We start from the raw sequence: 21,769 nt of genomic DNA, 5'->3' as shown, positions 1-21,769 counted from the left end.
GTTTCGATCGAAAGAGTAGATAGGCTTTTTATATGTGTCTCTTGTTATCATGGGACTGGGATCTTCTGGATTTTACGTGCTTCAATTCCGCCACGATAATAAAGCTCACGATGACAAGTAAAAACCACGAGCTGATTTTACTGAGATGCACGAGCTCCCAGCCTGCTCTTTGATTCGGATAATTCCAAGCACCGAGGAACGTCGCTATATTTTCCGCAATCCAAATGAAAAAACCGATCAAAAAGTAACTAAGAGGGATGGGCATGAAAAATCGCTCGTTCGCGACGCTAAAATAAACACGGGTTTTCCAGAAGACAATGAAAATAGCTGCCATCAGCACCCAACGCAAATCCCAAATATAATGGTGGGTGAAAAAGTTCAGATAGATCATGGCGCCCAAAATGGTGGCGATAATCTGATGCGGCCAGCCAGAGAGAGAGACCTCTAGTCGGCGCCAAGCTTGACATAAGTAGCTCGCGACACTGGCGTACATGAACCCACTGTAAAGAGGAACGCCAAACACCTTGCTGTACGCATCCTCTGGATAGCTCCAAGATCCCATATGCACCTTGAATATTTCCAAGCACAGCCCGATCACGTGAAAGACCGTGATGACCTTCAATTCGTCCCGAGACTCCAAGCCACTTTTCACCATGAAGATTTGGAAGAGTAGGCAAAGCAAAAGCAGGAGGTCATACCTCGGCAAACCAGGAATGGTGACGAATTTGGATAAGGCCAGCGAAGCAAAAATAAAGACCGGAAACAAGCATGACATGGCTTCTTGATAGCCGAAATGAAGCAATAAACGAATATATCGTATCATTTGTCTGTCCTTTACGTTCTGAAAGTAGTTTCAGAGAGTTAATCCGTAAGCACAAACCGCACCAGTCTATTGATCGCGGAAGGCAGCACGCTTACGTGGCCCTCATCTTCGAATTTGATGTAGCTCACTTGAATACCTTTGGTAGCGAGTGGTTCCATGCGCTCGACGACCCGTTGTGCACCCTCGACCATGAAGGAGAGTTCATCACCGCCAACAATGACAAGAAGCTTTACGTCGTGTTCCCCTTTCCATTGGGCAATGAAGCGCTCTTGCTCCCTCAATACCTCGTCATTGCCCCACCAAACGGAAGGACTGCCTGATATGACGTGAGAGAATAGCTTCGGACGAGAGAACATCGTATACAGTGTGAAATGGCCGCCCAAGGAGTGGCCGAAAATCGCCTGTTTGTTCGGATTTATTTGCCACTCGGAAGAAATAGCTGGCATCAGCTGCTGTTCAAGGAAATCGAGGAACAAATCAACTCCGCCATACTCTGGCCAAGGCTGCCCATTTGGTCGGTCAGGAAGCGTAGCTGCGTCCACAGGCATGGTCAGATCATAACAACGGCGGTCCATGTCAAATGGCAGACGTGATGGATAGCCGATTCCTACAACAATGGCTGGGTTGAAGCCCTTGGGCTTACGGGTTTGGACCTTCACTGTCTCGGCAATCGTTCCGAACATCGCATCGCCATCCACGGCATAAATAACCGCATACCCTTCAGGAGGGGCCTCAGCCTCCGGAATCGCAATCATAATCCGATAGTCACGACCTTGGCTTGATTGCAGTGTCCACTCTACACAATTACTAGGGGAGTAGCCGTTTTTCTCTATGATTCTCATTTTGCAATCAATCCTTTCACATCGTCAATGACTTTCATATGTGCGATCAGACCACCACTTAACCAGTGATCTCCCTCAACTTTAAACGTACGACCGTTCTTCACAGCCTCCATGCTTTTCCAAACAGCACTCTCTGTCAAGTCTTTCTCAAACGCATCCCCCGTACCAGCGTCATTGATGAGGAAAATATAGTCCGCATCCAAATCAGGTAAGCTCTCTAGTGATAAATTAATGTCACCGCTGGATACGACCTGGCTTGGCAAAAAGCCTAGTTCTTTGGTAAGTACGTATCCACTGAAGAAATCGTATTTGATGAAGAACATCCCTCTGCCATTGAAGCGAATGATTGCGGCTTTTTTGCCTTGGATATGAGGGGCCAACTCCTTTTTGGCTGACTCGACATGCTCCTTATATGTCTGCAAAGCTTGTTCAGCTTCCGTCGACTTGCCCAACAGATCGCCAACCACGCGTACGGAAGATTCAAGATCAGAATTTGCATGTTTGAACACATATGTCGGAGCAATCATCTTATATTTATCGTACACGCCGCTTTCGATATGGTTGGCATTGTGCAAGAGGATGAGATCTGGCTCATGGGCCATAACCGCTTCCGGCTCTGGAGGCAATCCACCTGCGAAGGTAATGGACGGCACATCTTTTAGCTTATCTTGCAAATACATTTTTGGTCTTGAGCCCGTTGACCACTGCACGACCGGAGCAACGCCTAATGCGACCAATGTATCTTCAAGATTGGGAGCGAATATTTTGGCAGGTGCGGCAGGCAATGTCACCTCGTTACCCATTTCATCTTTTAGTACCCGCGGGTAGGCAGGCTGGTCAGATGAGCTCTTTGCCGCTCCTTCGACACTCCCAGTCGCGGACGAATCGACCTTCTGCGTCACTGCCTCACTGCTTGCATTGCTCCCGCAGCCTGCCGTAAGTCCAGCAACGAGCATCGTCGTGGTCAGCATCAGGGCAAGGCTAGTTTTCTTTGTCATACAAGTGGAATCCCCTCTCGTTGATAATGTTTCTCACTGGAAAACATTATAATTCACACAAGAAAGGGGCTCCATGGACAACACCTTGAATCGCATTTGGACTTTTCCCCGTTACGATCAGTAGCATTTCATCCAGCATCCGATTCATGGCAACGGGTGAATACTCGTACCACGGATTAGAAGGCAAGGAATAGAGATACCCATCTTGAACAGCGCGAAGTCCTCTCCAAAGCGAATGATGCTGTAGCGTCAGCCAGTTTATACGTGTCGACTCATCCAGACAAACGAACAACAGGATTCGCTCCGGGTCTAAGCTCACAAGCTGCTCAAGCGAAATTGGCCGATTGCAAGGTTCCGTTTCCTCTTCCACAAGAGAAAGCTGCAAATCATCGCACAGAAGCTCCTTCATCCCCTTATTGTTGTAGAGATAGATGCCATCCCGATAAAGTCGAATGATCGCAAATTTATCTTGTTTGAGCACGGACTGCAGGTCTGCGCGAACGGCAGCAGCCTTCGCTTCATAAAAAGCAATCCAGGAGTCACAAGCTGCTTCTTTGCCCGTGTAACTGGCAACTTCACGTAATTGTTCTCTCCAGCCAGAAGATTGAAGGGTCAAGACGTCTATGCCATGTGCAGACAAGCGTTGCCTAGTAGTTTCGGGAAGTACTATGTGGCTGATGACAATATCAGGCTTGGCAGCCAGAAGCATCATTTCCTGATCGTCATCGTTCCATGGTGTTTCGACCGCTTTTAGATGAACCGCAATCCGTTGCTGATACTGCTGATAGTAATACGGGGTCCACTTCGCATCCAAAGGAGCAGCGACTGGTATAATTCCCAGTACCATTAGATGTCCCAGTAGGGAAGGGGAGTAGACGGCAATTTTGCGCTCGGAAACTCTTTCATACGAGGAGGGGGATACACCCACTTCTTTCTTGAACTTCCGACTAAAGTAAAACTCATCGCTATACCCGATTGTTTTCGCAATCTCCCGCAGCTTCATATCCGTCTCACGTAACAATCGCTTGGCGTGATTGATACGCAGACTCGTTACATAGTCCATGACACTTTGCCCGTAAGCCTTCTTGAACGAATCACCAAAATAGCTCGGACTTAAGTTCGCCATCGCTGCCAACGTAGTTACGTTTAACGGACGATCGAAGTTACAGATCATATAGGCGCGAACCTCGTGGAGTGACATTTGACGACTAGGCTCGTATTCTTCGTTAGGCTTCATGAATCCATCCACCTTTTTTCAGGCAAGTGCAATAGTTTTTGATAATGATAATTATTATCTATGAATGATAGCGAAAATGATAGAGGAAGAAAAAAATAAGTGTTCCATGAAAATAAAGTTGTAGACTGAAAAATAAAGCACTAGACTGCAAAATAAAGTGTTAGACTGACGGCAAGTTATTCAACTAACGGGCAGATTAGTTTAAGATCAAGCGCGGAGAAGCGTATCACAAATAGTGGTAAAGCAAAGAATTGAAGTAGAGATTAGTATTGAAGGTATCCTTGCAGTGTGAAAAAAGACAAGCTCTTCCCCTAAACCGGGAAGAGCTTGCCGTCTTTTAAGCTTTATCCGGCAATAACGAGCTGACAATTAAAGACAACGTTTGCCTGTATACCGCATGCGCCGATTGTACATCTCCTAAGTGTCCTCCCATGTAAAGATGAATGACGCCATGGAGCGAAGCCCAGAATACGCGGATAACTAATTCAGTGTCATACTGGCCAGGGATGAGACCTTGCTTTTGCGCATTGCTGATCACCGTCAATAATTGCCGCATGGCCGTTACGGTACCATTTAGGCTTTCCTCGTCCGGTTTGAAATCCGCGAATGCGCCTCCGAACATCAGTTTATAATAACTGGAGTAACGCTGCCCGAATTGCCAAAAGGCTTCGCCTAAATTCTGCAAATGCTGCGCCGGATCAGCAGCTTGCGGCGTCCCCTCGAATTCGTTAGCGAGAAGCTTACAACCGTCCAGATACAGCTGCTGAGCCAAGCCCTCTTTATTGACAAACAAGTTATAAATGATTTTTGTCGAGCAACCCATTTTCTGCGATACTTTACGCACCGTAACGGCTTCCGGACCCTCTTCTTGCAAGAGCGTTGCCGCAGCGTCAACAACGAGCTTGCGGAGATTTTCAATATTTTGCAAGCGGGCTTCTTGGTAGGTTTTCAACACTCGTGAGTTTGCATTGGAGGAGATATCTTGATCGCTCATAATCATCACCTTCGGATATCAAGTTATCGTCAGGAAACAAAGTTTCTGACGCTCTTGCAAGGAATTTTATACAGTTGTTAAGCGGTTGTCAATGAGACGGTAGATGTTCAAGGATGTTCAAGGATATTCAAAGATTGACTTTCTAGAAAAGCCGGGATACAATGAACTCGTTCGGAAACACTGTTACCAAATGGTATGATGATTATCACATTCCTTGAGAATCGGGAATAATTACTTCTGCTCATTCGGTAACGATGTTTCTATATTATAACATGGTTTCTAGAAGGGGAGTAGCGATATGACGATTCAAGGTAAATGGGCGCTCATCACGGGAGCTTCTTCCGGTATTGGAGAGCAATTCGCGAGACAACTGGCCAAACAAGGCAGCCATTTAGTACTCGTAGCCCGATCGAAGGGCAAGCTTGAGAGTCTGGCATCAGAGCTCAGAAAGATGTATAGCATCAAAGCCGAGGTTATCGCTATGGATCTTGCGAAAGAGGGCGCACCCAGCGAGTTATATCAGCAATGTCGACTTTTGAAAGTGGATATCGAACTGCTGGTCAACAATGCAGGCTTTGCTACGCATGGTTTGTTTGAACAAGTGTCAGGCGAGCGTCAACATGAAGAAGTTATGCTCAATGTCGCCGCTGTTGTAGATATGACCCACTTGTTTTTGCCGGATATGTTGCGCAAAAGCTCAGGTACAGTTATCAATGTTGCTTCAACCGCCGGATTTCAACCACTTCCCTATATGGCCGTATATGGGGCAACGAAAGCTTTCGTCCTGTCGTTTACTCAAGCGTTATGGTTTGAAAACCGCAACCGCGGCATTAAATTCTTCGCACTTTGTCCCGGTGCGACGGACACGAGTTTCTTTAATGTCGTAGGAGCGGAAGAAGCCTCCGTCGGAAAGAAAGACACTCCGGAAAGAGTCGTCGAGGTTGCACTTCGTGCGTTGAAGGAAGGGAAAGTATACGTCGTTCCGGGTGTGCAGAATTATCTCGGGGCGCAGTTATCGCGATTCATTACACGAAAACAAAGTCTTCGGCTTGTGGGAAGCATGATTCGTCCGCGTGAAGGATCCAGCAGCAATAATAAGAATCCGGGTAATCAATCTGATCTTGCAGGGAGGACAATTCGATGAAAGCTATACAGCTGAAAAACGGCTTCGGCTTCGAGGAATTAATCATAACGGAACTAGACACCAACGCCAGGACCTAAGGAGGTACTGATCCGCATGAGGGCAGCTTCTCTCAATTACCGTGATCTAGTGGTCCTCAGCGGATTAATGCCGATCGAAGTCAAATTTCCCTTCATTCCATTATTAGACGGAGCGGGAGAAATTGTAGCCGTTGGCCAAGGAGTAACAAGGTTCCAGGTCAGACACCGAGTAGCGGGTAATTTTCAACAGCGATTCATTGCCGGCAGCCCAAGACCTGGGGTGTTAGAAGAAAGCCTGGGGGCCGTTGAACGGAATAGCGCCCGATATGTCGTTCTACATGAAGGCGGAGTCGTCCCTATTCCCGATCACCTCACTTATGAGGAGGCCTCAACCTTACCGATCGCGGCATTAACCGCATGGAGCATGCTAATCGAATATGGCGGTTTGCAAGCGGGTGATACCGTGCTGCTGCAAGGAACGGGCGGGGTATCCATCTTCGGACTTCAATTCTCGCTTATGGCCGGAGCACGAGCCATCATCACGTCGAGCAGCAACGATGGGGAAATCCATAAATGCGCTTCGCACTGGAGGGACCTTGAGTATGGTCGGGTTCTTATCGGGCTTGACCATTCCGGAATACGATGTCTCCAGCATTTTGCAGAAACCCGCAACTGTTCGCGGCAGTCAAGTCGGCAACCGAGATCACTTCGAAAAGATGAATCGGGCGATTGCCCATCATCGTTTATATCCCGTCATCGACCATGTATTCCCGCTGGCCCGAATTGGAGAAGCATTCGCGCTCTTGGCTGAAGGAAAGCAATATTTCGGTAAAATCGTAGTCCAAATCTAAAATCTCGCTTATATGAAAAAGGAGACACACTAATGCCTAATACACAAGTTCGATCCGTTAAATCTACTGAAGGCGTGAATCGTCCTAAACGCTCACTACGTGCTAGGATATACAGATGGGGGCTATCGCTGCTCGCGGTGCTCGTTCTAGGAATACTCGTTTTCTTGCTTGTACCTTCACCGATCAAACCGGCAAAATGGTTAGCACCGACGGCCCCCTCTTTTGAGGAAGCGGGTCCGTGGAAACAAAACAATAAACTCAGCTCGGCTCAGCTTGTGACTGATGCCCCTCAATTCCCTGAATTCATTACATTCGATAAAGAAGGTCAGCTATATACAGGAGATTCAGATGGGAAGATTTACAAGGTTCCTTTCGATGCAGAGGGAAATCCGCAAAAAGCCCAAATGTTTGCAGACACCAAAGGAACTCCTAATGGGCTTATATTCGATGCCAAAGGCGATTTGATCGTTACTGATGTCAAGAGGGGACTGCTGTCTATTAACCCATCCGGGAGCATAGAGGTATTGGCTGATCAAGTGGACGGTAAGCCGATCTATCTAGCTAACGAGCTTGATATTGCCAAGGACGGCTCCATTTATTTTTCTGATACTTCGAATTATGGTAGTGTGACCTTCAAGGAAATTGCCGAGAACAAGCCGCATGGACGTTTGCTGAAGTACGATCCAAAGACCAAGCAAACGACCGTCCTGTTAGAAGGCCTTTATTTTGCAAACGGAGTCGCCTTGTCTGCGGATGAAGATTTTGTGCTTGTGGCGGAATCGTATCATTATCAATTGACTAGATACTGGCTTAAAGGACCGAAGAAGGGTACATCTGATATTTTCGTAGACAATCTCGCAGGTTTTCCAGACAACATTACGCGTGATGATCAAGGTCATTTCTGGGTCGGTATCTTCACGACTCGCATTTCTTTTGTAGATCAGATGCATAGCAACCCTTGGTTAGCCAGTACCATGGCCAAATTGCCGGAGTCGCTGCTTAGCGGCGCAAGCGCACCGGCGAAGCATGGGCTTGCTATGGAGCTCAGCCCGCAGGGAGAGCTTATCGGAAGCTGGCATGATCCGGAAGGTAAACTGTATGGCGTAACTACGGCTGTAAGCCATAACGGATATTTATATATAGGAACGGCACCGGGAGGCAGCAAGGGTGTTCATCGCGTGCTTTTAACAAAATAATGTTGGAATTTGGTAGAGTGCGAAATGAATCTGGATGATTTGGAGCTATCTTGGAATGAGAAGGAGAGTCTGATCGGCAAAGTGGCCTTGGTGACAGGCGCTAGCAGTGGCATCGGGGCATCGATTGGATGAGCTGGTTCAGGAATTGCATAAAGAGGGATTGTACGAGGTTATGGCAGTACCTGCTGATATTCAAAAGGCTGATGAAGTACAGGAAAGATGGGAGGATCTGTACAGGACGAATGTACACGGTCTTATGTTGACGCTGCACTACGGGCTTCCGCCGATGCTGGGTCAGGGCAAGGGAGATATCATCATCTCCCCCATTGCCGGCAAGGAAGTGATTGCCAGCGCTACCAAATACGGTGTTAACGCCATACCATCCGCGTGTCGCTGCTGTCAATGGAATCGCAGCCGATAGTGAGCCAAGGGCGTATAAGGTGACAAGCTGACCCGCCAGGACCTCCGATACTCCAAGCCCCTCGCTTATCTGAAGCAGCAAGCCAGCCGGAATCGTTTCGGTGAGAATACAGACGAATCCCGCCATAGCAAGGGCCAGTAAGCCGGACCAGGGAAGACTGTCGGATTGGAGAGCACCAGAGACACTCTTTGTCGAGGTAGTTGTATGATGGTACATGACGTAGGCACCTCTCTTTACGGTTTGATATGAAACGATTGCTGTACAGTCCGGTTTGTTCAAATTCTGTACAAGAGCCTTGGCTTGTTCCTTCTAGACCAAGGCTCTTGTGTTCGTTTTCGATTACTTATTCCTGTTATATACAGCTTCACAAAGGTCAACCGTAAACTGGCCGGACATGCCTTCCAGAGCGGTATTGGTGAACGCCACGACGCTGAGCCGCTGCAAGGGATCGACAAACCATGAGTGACCATATGTGCCCCCCATACGCCATGTGTCCGGAGATTCAGGGGTGTTTGCGGCGACAGGATCCTTGAGCAGCGTAAAACCAAGACCAAACCCGCGACCTGGCCAATAGGCCATTGGCAGATCACCAATCTGATTGGTGGTCAATTCGCGAACCAAAGACTCTGGCAAAAGCGGAGACCCTCCCTTGCGCAATGTTTCCAGCAATTCTAGAAAATCCCCGGCACTGCCAACCATGCCTGCTCCGCCAGAAGGAAAAGCTGCGCTATCAAGTGCACGACCAGGGGAAAGCCGGAAGCCCGCCGTGCCCTCTATAAACGGAAGGTGGTCGGGATCAAGCAAAGGTCGAAGCTCTGGCAGATCATTGGCATAAGCCGTTGCCAGTCTTTCGGGGTCTATTACAGTAAAACCCGTATCTTGCATCGTAAGCGGTCCTGTTACCAGCGAATGGATAGCCTCATCAAGCGGTGTTTCTGTAACTTTTGCAATGACTGCCCCTAACACATCGGTCGCAATGGAATATCTCCACTCGGTTCCCGGCGTAGAGAGAAGGGGAACAGAGGCTATCCGGCGCAAGTTTTCTTCCAGCGTGATAACCGACTGATCCATGCCATCCGATACCCCGGCTCGTTGATAGGAACCATTTTCCTCTTGAAAGAAGCGGTATGTCAGACCCGCGGTGTGCGTCATTAGGTGTCGAACTGTTATTGTTGCGTACTCACCGTTTTGCAAACGCGGCCGAAACTCCGGCAGCCAACGATCAACGCGGTCGTCAAGTTGTAACCGCCCTTGCGCAACGAGCACGAGAGCAGCCGTTGAAACGATGGGTTTCGTTACCGATGCCAGCCGGAATAACGTCTCTTCTCTCATGGGCCGATTTTCCTCTCGGTCAGCAAAACCCGCTGCACGGCTATAAACCAGTTCCCCATCTATCGCTACTTTAATGACCGCACCAACCAATCGCTTCTCGTACAGCGTTCGCTCGATGACCTCATCAATACGATCTGCCAAATGTTCCAGATCATTTTTTCTTGCATAAAGTTTACTCAACTCTTTTCATCCTTTCAGAATAGTTAAAGTCTTCATCGCTTTACTATTGTAAGTTAATTTTATAAAATTAGTTAAGGTAATTACATAAGGTAATCAAATTAGATGTGCTTCTTCACGAATAAATTCAAGAAGTTTGATAGGAAATACTTATAAATTAAAAGGAGACGATATTGATGGATCACGTTGATAAACAAATCCTTTACCACCTGCAAAACCAAGCGAGGATTTCCATGACCGACCTCGGAAAATTTGTAGGATTATCACAGCCCGCGGTGACGGAGAGGGTGAAACGTTTGGAGGAAAAAGGGGTCATAAGCGAGTATCGCACCATCATTTCCCCTGGAAAAGTGGGAAAGCATACGGTAGCCTTTATCCTGTTTCATACGAGAGATTGTCACGCTTTCCTTGATTTTTGCCGCTCCACTCCCGATGTTGTGGAATGTTATCGTATCAGTGGGGAACACAATTACCTCTTGAAAGTCATGACCGAATCCACCCAAGCCCTCGAGGAATTCGGAAATCAATCTGATAAATACGGAACCTACACAACGCTGATCGTGATGTCATCGCCTATCGACTATAAATTTCTAATACCTTCATTTGATAACGCAAACTTACTGCGATAGCTGGAAACGAAAAAAACAGCATGAAAAAAGGAATCCGATTCCGAAGTTCGAAGACCTTAGAAATGACTAAGCTAACAGGTATCGATAGTTCAAAAAACAAGCCAGTCTAACACTTTATTTTCGTGTTTTGACTGGCTTGTTTGTATGGGCGGATTGCATAGTCTAATATTTTATTTTCTTTGAACAATAAGGCGACCGCTCCCAGTATCGTAGGGAAGCGATCGCCGCCATTCCATTTTTGGAATTACTCTTCACCGGTAGCAACCGGATTTTCCTCGTACGAGCTCCAATCACTCCAGCTACCCAAATACAATTTCACATCTGTTCGACCAGCAGCATGGAAAGCAAGCAGATTGGAGCAAGCTGTCACGCCTGAGCCGCAATAGACGATCAATTCTTTGTCAGCGTAAGGAGCGAGACGCTTTTGCAGCTCGTCTGCCGGAAGCATCGTCTGATCAGCAGCGAGGTTGTCCTTATAAAAGAAATTGTGCGCCCCGGGTATGTGACCTGCTTTTGCGTCGATCGGTTCATTCTCACCGCGGTAGCGTTCTGGCGCACGAGAATCGAGTAATATAGTATGCTCGCTGCGTTTTTTGACACATTCCATGTCAACCAGCATGTCGTGGCGGACATGGGGGACGAACTCTCGAGCTTGTACAGTAGGTACTTCTGCTGTTACCTCATAACCAGCTTTTTTCCAAGCAGCGTATCCGCCGTCGAGTACAGCTACCCGATCGTGACCAAGGTATCGCAGCAGCCACCATAGACGTCCAGCCATCGCCATTTCCTGATCATCATAGGCGATGACAGTCGTGTTGGCATCGATTCCCGCATTTGAAAAATGGGCAGCTAACAGATCTGGATCTGGTAGAGGATGACGTCCACCATGCTCGCTTTTGGAACCAGAAAGGTCACGGTTCAGATGAAAGTAGAGGGCTTGCGGGATATGATCTTTCCCGTATTCCTCTGCACCTGCTTCAGAAGCACTTAAAGCAAAACGACAATCGACGATCAGCAAATTTTCATCGTTCAGATGATCCTTGAGCCATTGAGGTGTGACAAGTGCTTGCATGAATCTCCCTACTTTCTCTTTTTTTCTTCATCATAGCAGATGGCAACCCAATCAGGTACAATAATTACGGTAGGTGGATAGGGGAGAGGAGAAGAAAGATGAAGCGTTTCATTCGCTATTTTTTAGAGGGGTTATTGTTTGTCATTCCTTTGGCAGTGACGATTTATATTTTGTACTGGATTTTCACGACAGTGGATAGCTGGTTCTATAAGCTGGTCCACAACTGGTTTAACCTCCAAATTCCAGGACTGGGCTTCCTCCTGACCATACTCGGCATCACGATTGTAGGCTTCCTTGCATCCAATGTGCTGACACGCGGGTTGCTTTCGCTCGTGTCCACCCTCTTCGAGAAAGTGCCGTTTATCAAACTCATTTATACGTCCATCAAGGATTTGATCGGAGCGTTTGTAGGTGAGAAGAAGAGCTTTGACAAGCCGGTGCTCGTGACGCTATCTAAGGATGGAAATGCGAAGGCAATGGGGTTTATTACAAAGGAAAGCCTCGATTCTTTTGGTCTCACAGACCACGTAGCGGTCTATTTGCCACAGTCGTACAATTTTGCAGGGAATCTCCTGTTGTTCCCGAGCGATCAGGTACAGCTGCTTGATACGGAGAGCTCAGAAATCATGGCATTCCTGGTATCGGGTGGGATATCCGGAGGGCCGCAAAACGTAAACAAAAAAAGCAGCGATGCTTAAATAAAACAAACCTCCAGCGCCACTAATCTAGTGGTTTTGGAGGTTTGTTGCTTGTTTTGGGAACTTCCTTCATGTTCTCTCATTTCAATTACATTAGCTGCTAAAAAATCCACTATGGCTAGAATATTTGCGACGATAATGACGATGACCGTATGTTCGATGCCCCATCTTCCAAAAAGGGCGATATCGGTAATCACTGCTGCTGTACTTGTGATAGCCACGTCCGGTCATTTTCCACAAGAACCGGACGCCTTTCTTAAAGAGGACCGCCACTATGACAATCGCAATAATCAAGATAACGAAACCGATCCCCAAAATCGTGAGTAGGACTGACATCCACATCGTCTCCTTGCCAAAAAGGTCTTACCCTTTTTTACGGATCACTCCACAGGAAGTTTCAATTATCCCTCGGCATTCAAATATTTCTCATAGGGAGTGTAGTCGATTTCTTTGGATTTCAGGTGAGCAATGAGCCATTTGTGGTCACGCTTGGGGGTTGCTACGATGTACCCCTTTACAATCAAATCTGTTGTAATGGTGGTTGCTTTCTCTTCCAGTGCGATCTGGCCGATTCTCGCTGCAATGGAACGTCTCGCAACATCACGAAACAACTGTGGCACAGGATCAACCAATTCATTGAGCAAGGTCAGACCCTCATCTGTCCAGAGTGCACGTGTCTGATCAATGTAATGATCTTGCCAATCCAAGTCAGATTTTCCATCTTGCTTGGGCATGGACTTGAGAAATTTGCGGAACATGAAATACCCGCCAATCGCCATAAGACTTACGAGAACAATGGTCCAGCCAACGATAAACAGGGAAAACCCTGTAGACATTTCACCCATACCTTGTACACCTCATTACCAATATCCATTCACTAGTAAAAATTGTACCTTATTTTGGTTCGAGCAACAAACTTTTTGTGCGTTTGCCTATCCTTGGGTTTGCTCTTCCCAAGAACACATACAATTTAGTATGATTAGAATTAATCTTTATTGGGAGTTGACGCTCATGTTCAAGCTTGGACAACGCGTCGTCATTGTTGCCGACTCCTTCGAGCAAGGTTTGCCTTTGGGTGAATACGGTTACCTGATTGCTCGTGACCGCAATCCGGACAGCGCATTTTCCTGGGTTTTACGCATACCGAAAATTGATAAGCATATCGCTGTTGTAGAAGAGGATATCGCCTTGGAGGAGCAATTGCTGGAGGAAGAAGCCAATCGCATCTCGCATGAGGCTTTACTTGATTTTGCATTGGCGACAAGGAACGAAGCACTGTTTCGACAACTGATGGGCATGGAAGATGCAGAAGAGGCAAATGACGAACCCGCGAAGGAATCAATGGAGGAATTTATCCGTAAAGTAAATATCAAAGCATGGATCTAATTGGCGGTTTTCCTTGTGTGGAGAATTTGAAACTTTTGTGAGGAAATGAAAGCGAGGCTGTTTCATGTCTGAATTTGTGACGTTTACCAATGAGTTTGGTCAAACCATCGATATGTCCCGAGAGGACTACCAGAAAACAATCATTCCGCAAAATCTGGATAAGTACTGGGATGAAAAAGATAAGCTTCGCGATTTTGCGATGGAGTTGGTGAAGGGTCAATTTCATGAGCAAGCCGCTGTCGCTGCTGACAGGCTTCTCGAATTATACGGTCCAATCGAGTCTGCTCTCATTTTCCGTGCAGTCGTTCATATGCAGGCGAGAGAATTTGAAAGCGCTAAAAAAATCCTGACAGATTGTCTGGAACGATTCCCGTCATCGGGTACGGCTTGCACCAATTTGGCAAAGATTTTCGCGTTTGAGGGAGATGAGCCAAAAGCATTCGAGACCCTACATACTGGTCTGCACAAAGACCCGAATCAAGAAAATGGCTTGAACATGTTTGTCGAGAGCTTCGTGCAAAGAGGGAAAAAGGATGAACTGAAAGGGCAGCTAGAGGCGTTGGCAAGTAAAGAAGGCGCTTGGAGACCACAGCTGCAGCTGGCTCGTCTGGCTTTGACGGAGGAGGATCTCCTGAATGCGATGAAATGGTACACGGTAGCGATTGAAGGAGCGAAAGACCGCTTTGAGGTCGTCATGACTGTGACAGGTGAATTGGGACAAGCGGGTTATGTCTATCAGTTGATTCAGATTTGTGAAAAGTTCTGGACGCCGCATTTCCCGTATCCGTATGCTGGCTTCAACTATGCCAACGCTCTGTTGGCAACCGATCAAATGGAAAAGGCAATCGTCATTCTGCGTAGCATGCAAGAGCATTTGCCAGATAACTACAAGCCTATGGTCGATCACTTCCTGAATCGAGTACCTGGAGCGCTCGAAGTGGAAGCAACCGCCCAACAGAAGGTCGTCGAGAGCCACATGGACGATCCTACAGCGAAGAAGAGCAAGTGGAAGTTTTGGAAGTAAATCGATAGCTAGAGCGCCCGGCACTTCGCTGTCGGGCGTTTTTCTGTAAAAGGGGGACTGTGGGATGCTGCATCATGTTGAAGTGTACGTCTCCAATTTGGCACGCTCCAAAGATTTTTGGGGCTGGTTGCTGGAGGAAGAGCTGGGCTATGTGCGATATCAAGAATGGGCCAGTGGGGTAAGCTGGAAACAGAATGGTACCTATCTGGTATTCGTTCAGGCCGAAGAGCGATTCCTCGATACCCCGTATCATCGGTGTCGAGTCGGTTTGAATCATCTGGCATTTTACGCACGGGATCGAGAACATGTGGAAAAGCTGCGGGAGGAAGCTGCTCGTCGCGGTATCTCTTTGCTCTATCAGGATCGGCATCCGCATGCTGGAGGCGAGGGACATTATGCTTTGTTTTTCGAGGACCCAGATAGAATTAAGGTCGAGATCGTGGCCCCTTAACCTCGTAAGAACCTATTGATCCATGAAAAAACGGTGCAATCATCCTCGGTAGATGGTTGGCACCGTTTTTTAGAAGCCATCTATTTGAACTGGCTGGTGAGCCGCCGCTCTATATAGGCTACGCCTTGATACATCAGGGTAGCGATGACCGCGATAATGGCTAAGCTCATCATGACCAGGGTGAAATTAAATACTTGGAAGCCGTATATGATCAAATACCCCAAGCCTTGCTGGGATACGAGAAACTCTCCGACGATGACGCCCACCCACGAAAGTCCGACATTCACTTTCAGCGTTGCGAGAAGGGTTGGGATGGTAGCTGGCAAAATGACGAGCGTGAAGATTTGCCGTTTGCTCCCTCCAAGTGTTTGCACGACTTTGACGTAATTTTGATTGACTTCTTTGAAGCTGGTGTAGACGTTGATTGTGGTGATGATGACCGAGATCGCGCACCCCATGGCTATGACGGAGAGCAAACCTGGACCAAAGCCGACGATGAAAACCGGACCGAGGGCTACCTTTGGCATACTGTTGGCAATAACCAGATAAGGCTCTAGTACGCGGGAGAGAAAAGGGGACCACCATATAATCGTTGCCATGACGGTTCCAAGAATCGTGCCTAAGAGAAAGCCGATAATCGTTTCCCATACGGTCAAGCCGACATGCGGGAGAAGACTGCCATCTTGCAGCTGCAACCAAAATTGAGCCCAAACCTTGGAGGGATAGCTGAAGATGAGTGCATTAATGGTGTTTGTTCGAGCCAAGAGCTCCCATAAGCCGAGAAAGACGAGAAAGAGAAACAATTGTGTGGCAAAGACGGAAAAGCTCATACGCTTTTCAAGCTGCAAGTAGCGACGATGGACGGATTCAATTTCCTTTGGCTGCATCAGACACTACCTCCATCTCTTTCCACACGCGATGGAACAAGTCTTGGAATCCATCATGATTTCTGGCGTCGAACGGCAGAGCATCCCGGATCGGGTTGGGTACGACAATCTCGCTGTTGATGCGTCCCGGGTTGCGTGAAAAGATATAAACGCGATCGCCCATCGCGATCGATTCCGAGAGATCATGTGTCACAAGGACTGCCGTTTTTTTATGCCGGCGTAGTGTTGAAAAGATCAAGTCTTCGAGCTTGAGTTTGGTTTGGTAGTCTAATGCAGAAAATGGTTCGTCAAGCAACAGCACATCAGGTTGACAGGCGAGTGTTCGGACGAGTGCAACCCGTTGTCGCATGCCGCCTGACAGCTGTAGGGGAGAGGATTTGCGCACATCAGACAGTTCCATTTCATCCAGCAGATGCAGGGCGTACTCTTCTGTTTCCTTGGAGCGGATGCCTTGGATATCGAGTCCGAGAAACACGTTATCTTCGATGGAGCGCCAATTGAACAAATAATCTTGCTGAAGCATGTAGCCAACTTGCCTAGACGTTCCGCTGACTGCTCTTCCGTCGATCCACACCTTGCCTGCTGTCGGCTTCTCAAGCCCTGCAATAAGGGAGAGCAACGTCGTCTTTCCACAACCGCTGGGACCAACCAGACAAATGAAATCGCCTTCCTCCACGCGCAGGTTAATGTCTTGGACCGCCATGAACGCCCTGGTCGTGGATAAATAAAGATGGGTCACGTGGCCGAGTTCTATTTTTGCCGGCGTAGAAGAAATCTGCTTCATGACGGCCTATTTCCCTTCCTTGGATTGGGTAGCAAATGTGGTGTTTACCAGCTTGGTGTAATCAGCACGTTGCTTTAACTCACCAGCGGAATCCATAATATCTTGTAGCTGGTTCCATTCCTTTTCGTCTAGGATGGGATCGGTAGCGTAGGAGCCCTGCTCCAAGTAACGCTGTACAGCGATTTCCAGAATCTTTGGATCGATTTGCTCGAAGTACTTGCCAATCACATCAGCCGTTTCTTGTGCACTGTGGCTGGCAACCCACTGTTGCCCTTTGTAGACCGCATTGGTAAACTTTTGAATAGCTGCTGCGTTGCTGTCGATATAGCTTTGTTTTGTCATAAAGGCTGTGTAAGGAACGGTTCCGCTCTCTTTGCCAAAAGAGGCGACGACATGGCCGATTCCTTCCTGTTCAAAGCGGGAGGCTTCCGGTTCAAACAACTGTACATACGCTCCGGTACCAGATGCGAAGGAAGACGCGATATTTTTGAATTCGATATTCTGAATGAGTTCCAGGTCGCCTTGCGGATTGATATTGTGCTTTTTGAGTACATACTCGCCGACCATTTGCGGCATGCCGCCTTTACGTTGGCCCAAGAAGACACTGCCCTTTAGCTTGTCGAAAGTAAAGTCATCCATTTTGTCGCGGGAAACAAGGAAGGTACCGTCCGTCTGCGTGAGCTGTGCAAAGTTGACAACTGGATCGGCAGCTCCTTGCTGAGAGACGTAGATGCTAGTCTCGGAGCCGACGAGCGCGACTTCGACGCCGCCAGATAACAGAGCTGCCATCACTTTATCTCCGCCAGGTATGGTTGAGAGCTCTACTTCCAGACCTTCTTCCTTGAAAAATCCTTTTTCAAGTGCGACATATTGCGGGGCGTAAAACAAAGAACGAGTCACTTCACCAATTCTTATTTTTTCGGGAGTGCTGGAGCAGCCAGTCAAGACGGCCGTCATAGCGAGAAAAGCGGCCAGCCCCAGCGCCAAAAAGCGTTTCATGATTAGGAGTCCCTCCTTGCTAGGCTTTGTATGTTGTAGGCTATGCGCCCAGACAAAAAAGGGTGAATGCCTAGAGATAGAGACAGGCACATGATGAGGGAAGGCCACAAAGGAGATGGACATAGCATGATCGTTACATTTTTAGGCACCGGATCAGGTGCACCTACTACGCGAAGAAATGTGAGTGGGATCGGCTTGCGATTTTTACAGGCAGGCAAGTGGTGGTTGTTTGACTGCGGAGAGGGGACTCAGCACCAGCTACTGCGAGCACCGATGAAAATTAGTCAGTTGGATAAAATCTTTATCACCCATCTGCATGGGGATCATCTGTACGGACTGATCGGATTGCTTGCGAGCCGGTCTTTGCGCAATACCGAACCGACTCCGTTAGAGCTGTACGGACCACCAGGGCTCGACCGATATTTTCGAGCGATCATGGAGGCAAGTCCGGTTCATTTGCAATATCCCTTGGAAATAAAAATCGTCAGTGAGGGCGTAATCTACGAGGACGAAGAAATAGTGGTGAGCTGTCGAATGGCGAAACATCGCGTGCCTTCGTTTGCTTATGCTGTGATGGAAAAGGAAAAGACAGGAGCATTTCAAGTAGAACTGGCAAAGCAGGCCGGGGTGCCGTCAGGGCCGTTATTTGGAGCCTTGAAAAGAGGAGAACAGGTCACGCTCGAGGATGGTCGTGTTCTGGACGGAAAGGACTTCGTTGGAGAGCCGCAGCCAGGACGAAAAATCGTCTTCAGTGGAGATACGGAGCCGAGCCAAGCGGTTGTGGAACTGGCAAAAGGGGCGGATTTGCTCGTCCACGAAGCGACCTACGCCCATCACGACAAGGAGCTGGCGACCAGAAGCGGGCATTCCACAGCACGTGAGGCAGCTCAAATTGCCAAAGACGCGGGCGTGAAAGAACTGTGCCTGACTCACTTTAGTCCACGTTATGAAGATGAAGACGGGGATTTTTCGATGGAGGATCTGTTGGCAGAAGCGCAGCAAATTTTTTCGGCGACCCAATTGGCTGATGATCTTGGCAGCATATCTGTAAAACGAGAGAGAAACGATGGGAGAAAGCCATAATCCCTGCTATAATGAATGATCACGATGGAGGAGGTGGGGGAGCATGAAGCGGATTACCTTTGCTACACCAGAAGAACTCATTCAACACTGTCAGTCGGAAGAAGTCAGCCTCGTTGTCGAATATCGAGACGATGTGAACAAGCAACGTCAGGTCATTTTGACAGGAGAGCAGCTTGCAGAGGCACAGACCTACCTGAACTTCTCCAAATCCGAAGCGTATTACCGTAAGGACGGACTTTTTTACGAAGTCATTGCAGGCTGGAAGTAAACCACATCGTCAGGAGATGAGCAGACGTGTCTGGCAGAGGGTTCAACAGGTCGATCACAGTTCGCTACTTGATGTTTGTACTAGGTTTGTTCGTCGGTGCATTCGGTACGGTACTGGCCATTAAAGCAAACCTCGGCGTAGCACCTTGGGAAACCTTTCATATCGGCCTGCAAAAAACATTTGGATTAACGATTGGCCTATGGTCTCAGATCGTAGGAGTCGTTGTCATTTTCGCCACTTATTTCGTGGCAAAAATGAAGCCTAATTTTGGAATGTTCTTAAATATGATTTGCTTTGGTGTTTTTCTCGATCTTATCTTATGGTTAGATTTTATTCCTGAGCTACAATCTATCTGGGCGAGGCTCTTGATGTTTCTCACAGGTGTTGTTGTTTTGACTGTCGGGATCGGGATGTATTTATCTCCTTCTCTTGGGGCAGGACCGCGCGACAGCTTTATGCTGGCGATGAACGAGCGTCTTGGCTGGAGTATCCAGCGAGTCCGACTCATCATAGAAGTTACCGTACTGCTTGCAGGTGCTGCGTTGGGTGGACCTGTGTCAATCGGCACGTTACTGATTGCACTGTTAACGGGACCGATGATTCAACGTACCATTCCGTTTTGGCGTCAAGTCATGAAAAAGCAGTATGGACTGCCAGAGCCAATTGAAAGACAAGCGAGCTAATCTCCTTTCCATTTGCCAGTAACTGTGTAAAAAACCAGGAAAAACAGTCTTGTATAGGCGATGGTCCAATCATCTTTGAGCATTCGCACATACAGTATGACTAGTTGCTGGCAAAGGAGGGAAAGCGAATGAGTCTGTTCAACGGAGGATTTGACGACTTTGCTTTAATACTGGTGTTGTTCGTACTGCTCGTTATCGTTGCTTGCTCTTGCGACTAACGAAAACACTGGTCATTAGCTTCGCCAGGAGGGAGAGCGATTTTTCGCTCTCTCTTTTGTTTTGCAAAAAAAGGCTTCGCCAAAGAGGGGCGAAGCCAAAGGGAGGCATTTCCTATCCCAGGCGATCATGCACTTGTTTTTTCACGCTGGACATTTGCTGATCGGATAATTTGACTCCGACCGCCTTGCTGACTTTTTTAATCAGCTCGCTTAATTTCTTGTCATCCTTCAAGTCTTTCATGGAGAAGTCTCTGGCCAGTGATCGTACATCGCCCATCGTCCATTTTTTCTTGCTTTTCTTGTTGATGGATTTCAGTAAGTCACGTGGACTGCCCTTCGCTTTTTGCTTGACCTTTGCCCTTGCTTTTGCTTTTGCCATGATGCTTCGCTCCTTTCAAAGGAATACGCCTGCCCTATGCAGTTATATGGAAAAGCAAGGGAGTTCGCTTGGACAGATTCACGCGGCTATTCGCCTATTTTGGTCAACGTTGTGCAAAGGCCCAAACCCACAGAGGGAGCCGTGACATAGGATGAGTCAGAACGATGCATGACAGGAGGCTAGTGGGTTGAAAATTGTCAGCTTTCATCGGGATACGCCGTTTACCGAGATTCTGTCAGATTTGAAAACCAAGGTTCTGACCAAAACCGAGAGACTTCCATGGCGCTGCTATGATGACCTTTCTTGCTTGTGTGTCAAACAAAAGATATTTGAGCAGCATGAGGAGCTTTTTCGAAGGTATAAAGCGATGGTGGAAGAGAACATTACCGTAAGCGTCCATGCGGAAGGAGAGGATGAAATCCCGTGGGGAGTGCGATATGTGGGGGCACAGAGATTGTGGCGAAAGGGGCGAGGAGCAGGCGTCAAGGTCGCTGTCATCGATACGGGAATCTCCCGCGATCATTTTGATTTGAAGAGCCAAATAAAGGGTGGCATCCAGCTAGTGCGCGGCAAACAAAATGGACACGGGACGCATGTCGCAGGGATCATCGTAGCCGAGATGAACCAAAGAGGAATTGTCGGAGTTTCTCCAGAGGCCCATTTGTATGACGTCCGTGCTTTTGATCATGAGGGTCAATCATCTTTGTCGACCATTTTGCAGGCTCTGCAATGGTCAATTGCCAATAAGATGGATGTTATCAACATGAGCTTTGGCATGCCCCAATATAGCGAAGCAATGGCGAGAGCAGTTGGTCGGGCCTATCAGCAAGGAATCGTACTGGTAGCTTCTGCAGGCAACGGAGGGGGAGAAGCGGAGTATCCAGCGCGGTACGATGGTGTATTAGGGGTTAGTGCGATTGATCAAACGGGAAAATTGGCAACGTTCAGTGCGAGAGGCAAGGGCGTAAATATGAAGGCACCCGGGGTTGATATTTTATCTACGTGGCCGGGAAATCAGTTTAAAAAGTTGAATGGCACTTCGATGGCTGCCCCGCATGTAGCAGGGCTGAAGGCGTTAGAAATTGGTCGCAAGCGAAAATAAGCATAGCGTTCCTACGAAAAAACAGCTCCGAGGCTAAAAAAGAAGCCAAGGAGCTGTTGCTTTTTATAAACGAA

General features: G+C 47.9%; 27 protein-coding genes and 2 pseudogenes. 15 read left to right on the top strand and 14 right to left on the bottom strand.

The window, feature by feature from the left end; all coding sequences use genetic code 11:
- Positions 1–28 precede the first annotated feature (28 nt).
- The 5 genes from POF51_RS24215 to POF51_RS24195 all read right to left on the bottom strand — a co-directional run bounded on the left by POF51_RS24215 (position 29) and on the right by POF51_RS24195 (position 4,894).
- Positions 29–823 carry a DUF817 domain-containing protein gene (locus POF51_RS24215; protein WP_069852228.1) on the bottom strand — a complete coding sequence of 265 codons (795 nt, stop codon included), beginning with the start codon at positions 821–823 and terminating at the stop codon, positions 29–31.
- A gap of 38 nt (positions 824–861) precedes the next feature.
- Positions 862–1,665, bottom strand: coding sequence for an alpha/beta hydrolase (locus tag POF51_RS24210; RefSeq protein WP_069852226.1), 804 nt, complete (start codon positions 1,663–1,665; stop codon positions 862–864).
- Positions 1,662–2,663 (bottom strand): ABC transporter substrate-binding protein, encoded by a 1,002-nt coding sequence (locus POF51_RS24205; protein ID WP_069852223.1) that lies wholly within the window; start codon positions 2,661–2,663, stop codon positions 1,662–1,664. The genes POF51_RS24210 and POF51_RS24205 overlap by 4 nt, the downstream gene beginning before the upstream one ends.
- Before the next feature lie 46 nt (positions 2,664–2,709).
- Positions 2,710–3,900, bottom strand: a complete 1,191-nt coding sequence (locus POF51_RS24200) for a helix-turn-helix domain-containing protein (protein ID WP_069852220.1) — start codon at positions 3,898–3,900, stop codon at positions 2,710–2,712.
- A gap of 337 nt (positions 3,901–4,237) precedes the next feature.
- On the bottom strand, positions 4,238–4,894 hold the full coding sequence (locus tag POF51_RS24195; RefSeq protein ID WP_064199447.1) for a TetR/AcrR family transcriptional regulator: 657 nt from the start codon (positions 4,892–4,894) through the stop codon (positions 4,238–4,240).
- 298 nt (positions 4,895–5,192) lie between these two features.
- On the opposite strand from POF51_RS24195, the gene POF51_RS24190 reads away from it, so the two are divergent.
- From POF51_RS24190 to POF51_RS24170, 5 genes and pseudogenes are all read left to right on the top strand, one after another.
- The gene (locus POF51_RS24190) at positions 5,193–6,038 is read left to right on the top strand and encodes an SDR family NAD(P)-dependent oxidoreductase (protein WP_069852218.1); all 846 of its coding nucleotides are present in this window, start codon (positions 5,193–5,195) and stop codon (positions 6,036–6,038) included.
- 93 nt (positions 6,039–6,131) lie between these two features.
- Positions 6,132–6,362 (top strand): annotated as a pseudogene (locus POF51_RS32215) (alcohol dehydrogenase catalytic domain-containing protein); the annotation flags it as partial.
- Positions 6,363–6,657: 295 nt separating this feature from the next.
- Entirely contained in the window at positions 6,658–6,906 is a 249-nt protein-coding gene (locus tag POF51_RS24180) for a zinc-binding dehydrogenase (protein ID WP_244521835.1), read from the top strand.
- Between the two features lie 32 nt (positions 6,907–6,938).
- Complete coding sequence (locus POF51_RS24175; protein WP_083261740.1) at positions 6,939–8,102, top strand: SMP-30/gluconolactonase/LRE family protein; 1,164 nt, start codon at positions 6,939–6,941, stop codon at positions 8,100–8,102.
- A gap of 106 nt (positions 8,103–8,208) precedes the next feature.
- A complete protein-coding gene (locus POF51_RS24170) occupies positions 8,209–8,523 on the top strand; it encodes a hypothetical protein (protein WP_271756274.1) in 315 nt (104 codons plus the stop codon).
- On the opposite strand, the pseudogene POF51_RS24165 reads toward POF51_RS24170, so the two are convergent.
- Positions 8,482–8,739: pseudogene (locus POF51_RS24165) on the bottom strand (MFS transporter); the annotation flags it as partial. The gene POF51_RS24170 and the pseudogene POF51_RS24165 overlap by 42 nt on opposite strands.
- Positions 8,740–8,862: 123 nt before the next feature.
- Positions 8,863–10,035, bottom strand: coding sequence for a serine hydrolase domain-containing protein (locus POF51_RS24160; protein ID WP_069852210.1), 1,173 nt, complete (start codon positions 10,033–10,035; stop codon positions 8,863–8,865).
- A 173-nt stretch (positions 10,036–10,208) separates the two neighbouring features.
- On the opposite strand from POF51_RS24160, the gene POF51_RS24155 reads away from it, so the two are divergent.
- Positions 10,209–10,661 (top strand): Lrp/AsnC family transcriptional regulator, encoded by a 453-nt coding sequence (locus POF51_RS24155; RefSeq protein WP_069852208.1) that lies wholly within the window; start codon positions 10,209–10,211, stop codon positions 10,659–10,661.
- Between the two features lie 244 nt (positions 10,662–10,905).
- On the opposite strand, the gene POF51_RS24150 is transcribed toward POF51_RS24155, so the two are convergent.
- Complete coding sequence (locus POF51_RS24150; protein WP_271756252.1) at positions 10,906–11,733, bottom strand: sulfurtransferase; 828 nt, start codon at positions 11,731–11,733, stop codon at positions 10,906–10,908.
- 98 nt (positions 11,734–11,831) lie between these two features.
- On the opposite strand from POF51_RS24150, the gene POF51_RS24145 reads away from it, so the two are divergent.
- Entirely contained in the window at positions 11,832–12,431 is a 600-nt protein-coding gene (locus tag POF51_RS24145; RefSeq protein WP_069852204.1) for a DUF502 domain-containing protein, read from the top strand.
- 93 nt (positions 12,432–12,524) lie between these two features.
- On the opposite strand, the gene POF51_RS24140 is transcribed toward POF51_RS24145, so the two are convergent.
- Both POF51_RS24140 and POF51_RS24135 read right to left on the bottom strand, forming a co-directional pair.
- Positions 12,525–12,767, bottom strand: coding sequence for a hypothetical protein (locus POF51_RS24140; protein WP_271756251.1), 243 nt, complete (start codon positions 12,765–12,767; stop codon positions 12,525–12,527).
- A 65-nt stretch (positions 12,768–12,832) separates the two neighbouring features.
- On the bottom strand, positions 12,833–13,276 hold the full coding sequence (locus POF51_RS24135) for a DUF2621 domain-containing protein (protein WP_017247903.1): 444 nt from the start codon (positions 13,274–13,276) through the stop codon (positions 12,833–12,835).
- A 166-nt stretch (positions 13,277–13,442) separates the two neighbouring features.
- On the opposite strand from POF51_RS24135, the gene POF51_RS24130 reads away from it, so the two are divergent.
- From POF51_RS24130 to POF51_RS24120, 3 genes are all read left to right on the top strand, one after another.
- Complete coding sequence (locus POF51_RS24130) at positions 13,443–13,817, top strand: hypothetical protein (protein ID WP_012685928.1); 375 nt, start codon at positions 13,443–13,445, stop codon at positions 13,815–13,817.
- A 64-nt stretch (positions 13,818–13,881) separates the two neighbouring features.
- Entirely contained in the window at positions 13,882–14,841 is a 960-nt protein-coding gene (locus POF51_RS24125) for a tetratricopeptide repeat protein (protein WP_271756250.1), read from the top strand.
- A gap of 64 nt (positions 14,842–14,905) precedes the next feature.
- Entirely contained in the window at positions 14,906–15,292 is a 387-nt protein-coding gene (locus POF51_RS24120) for a VOC family protein (protein ID WP_069852198.1), read from the top strand.
- 80 nt (positions 15,293–15,372) lie between these two features.
- Here POF51_RS24120 and POF51_RS24115 read toward each other — a convergent pair whose 3' ends face one another.
- The 3 genes from POF51_RS24115 to POF51_RS24105 are packed head-to-tail and all read right to left on the bottom strand — an operon-like array spanning position 15,373 to position 17,962.
- Entirely contained in the window at positions 15,373–16,179 is an 807-nt protein-coding gene (locus tag POF51_RS24115) for an ABC transporter permease (protein WP_069852196.1), read from the bottom strand.
- Positions 16,160–16,963 carry an ABC transporter ATP-binding protein gene (locus tag POF51_RS24110; protein ID WP_069852194.1) on the bottom strand — a complete coding sequence of 268 codons (804 nt, stop codon included), beginning with the start codon at positions 16,961–16,963 and terminating at the stop codon, positions 16,160–16,162. The genes POF51_RS24115 and POF51_RS24110 overlap by 20 nt, the downstream gene beginning before the upstream one ends.
- A 6-nt stretch (positions 16,964–16,969) precedes the next feature.
- Entirely contained in the window at positions 16,970–17,962 is a 993-nt protein-coding gene (locus POF51_RS24105; protein WP_069852192.1) for an ABC transporter substrate-binding protein, read from the bottom strand.
- Positions 17,963–18,088: 126 nt separating this feature from the next.
- Between POF51_RS24105 and rnz the strand changes: the two genes are divergently transcribed.
- The 4 genes from rnz to POF51_RS24085 all read left to right on the top strand — a co-directional run bounded on the left by rnz (position 18,089) and on the right by POF51_RS24085 (position 20,214).
- Complete coding sequence (gene rnz / locus POF51_RS24100) at positions 18,089–19,045, top strand: ribonuclease Z (RefSeq protein WP_017247909.1); 957 nt, start codon at positions 18,089–18,091, stop codon at positions 19,043–19,045.
- 43 nt (positions 19,046–19,088) lie between these two features.
- On the top strand, positions 19,089–19,313 hold the full coding sequence (locus POF51_RS24095; protein ID WP_017247910.1) for a hypothetical protein: 225 nt from the start codon (positions 19,089–19,091) through the stop codon (positions 19,311–19,313).
- A 26-nt stretch (positions 19,314–19,339) separates the two neighbouring features.
- The gene (locus POF51_RS24090) at positions 19,340–19,996 is read left to right on the top strand and encodes a YczE/YyaS/YitT family protein (RefSeq protein ID WP_271756249.1); all 657 of its coding nucleotides are present in this window, start codon (positions 19,340–19,342) and stop codon (positions 19,994–19,996) included.
- 128 nt (positions 19,997–20,124) lie between these two features.
- The gene (locus POF51_RS24085; protein WP_100169674.1) at positions 20,125–20,214 is read left to right on the top strand and encodes a YjcZ family sporulation protein; all 90 of its coding nucleotides are present in this window, start codon (positions 20,125–20,127) and stop codon (positions 20,212–20,214) included.
- Positions 20,215–20,326: 112 nt separating this feature from the next.
- Here the strand turns inward: POF51_RS24085 and POF51_RS24080 are convergent, their stop codons facing one another.
- Entirely contained in the window at positions 20,327–20,593 is a 267-nt protein-coding gene (locus POF51_RS24080; protein WP_069852190.1) for a stage VI sporulation protein F, read from the bottom strand.
- Positions 20,594–20,780: 187 nt separating this feature from the next.
- On the opposite strand from POF51_RS24080, the gene POF51_RS24075 reads away from it, so the two are divergent.
- The gene (locus tag POF51_RS24075; RefSeq protein ID WP_069852188.1) at positions 20,781–21,695 is read left to right on the top strand and encodes a S8 family peptidase; all 915 of its coding nucleotides are present in this window, start codon (positions 20,781–20,783) and stop codon (positions 21,693–21,695) included.
- The last annotated feature ends 74 nt before the right edge of the window (positions 21,696–21,769 follow it).

Origin of the sequence: Brevibacillus sp. AG (assembly GCF_028369215.1) — a bacterium.
Lineage (GTDB): Bacteria > Bacillota > Bacilli > Brevibacillales > Brevibacillaceae > Brevibacillus > Brevibacillus porteri.
Note: the sequence above shows the minus strand (reverse complement) of the source record. Positions and strands in the feature narration are given on the sequence as shown.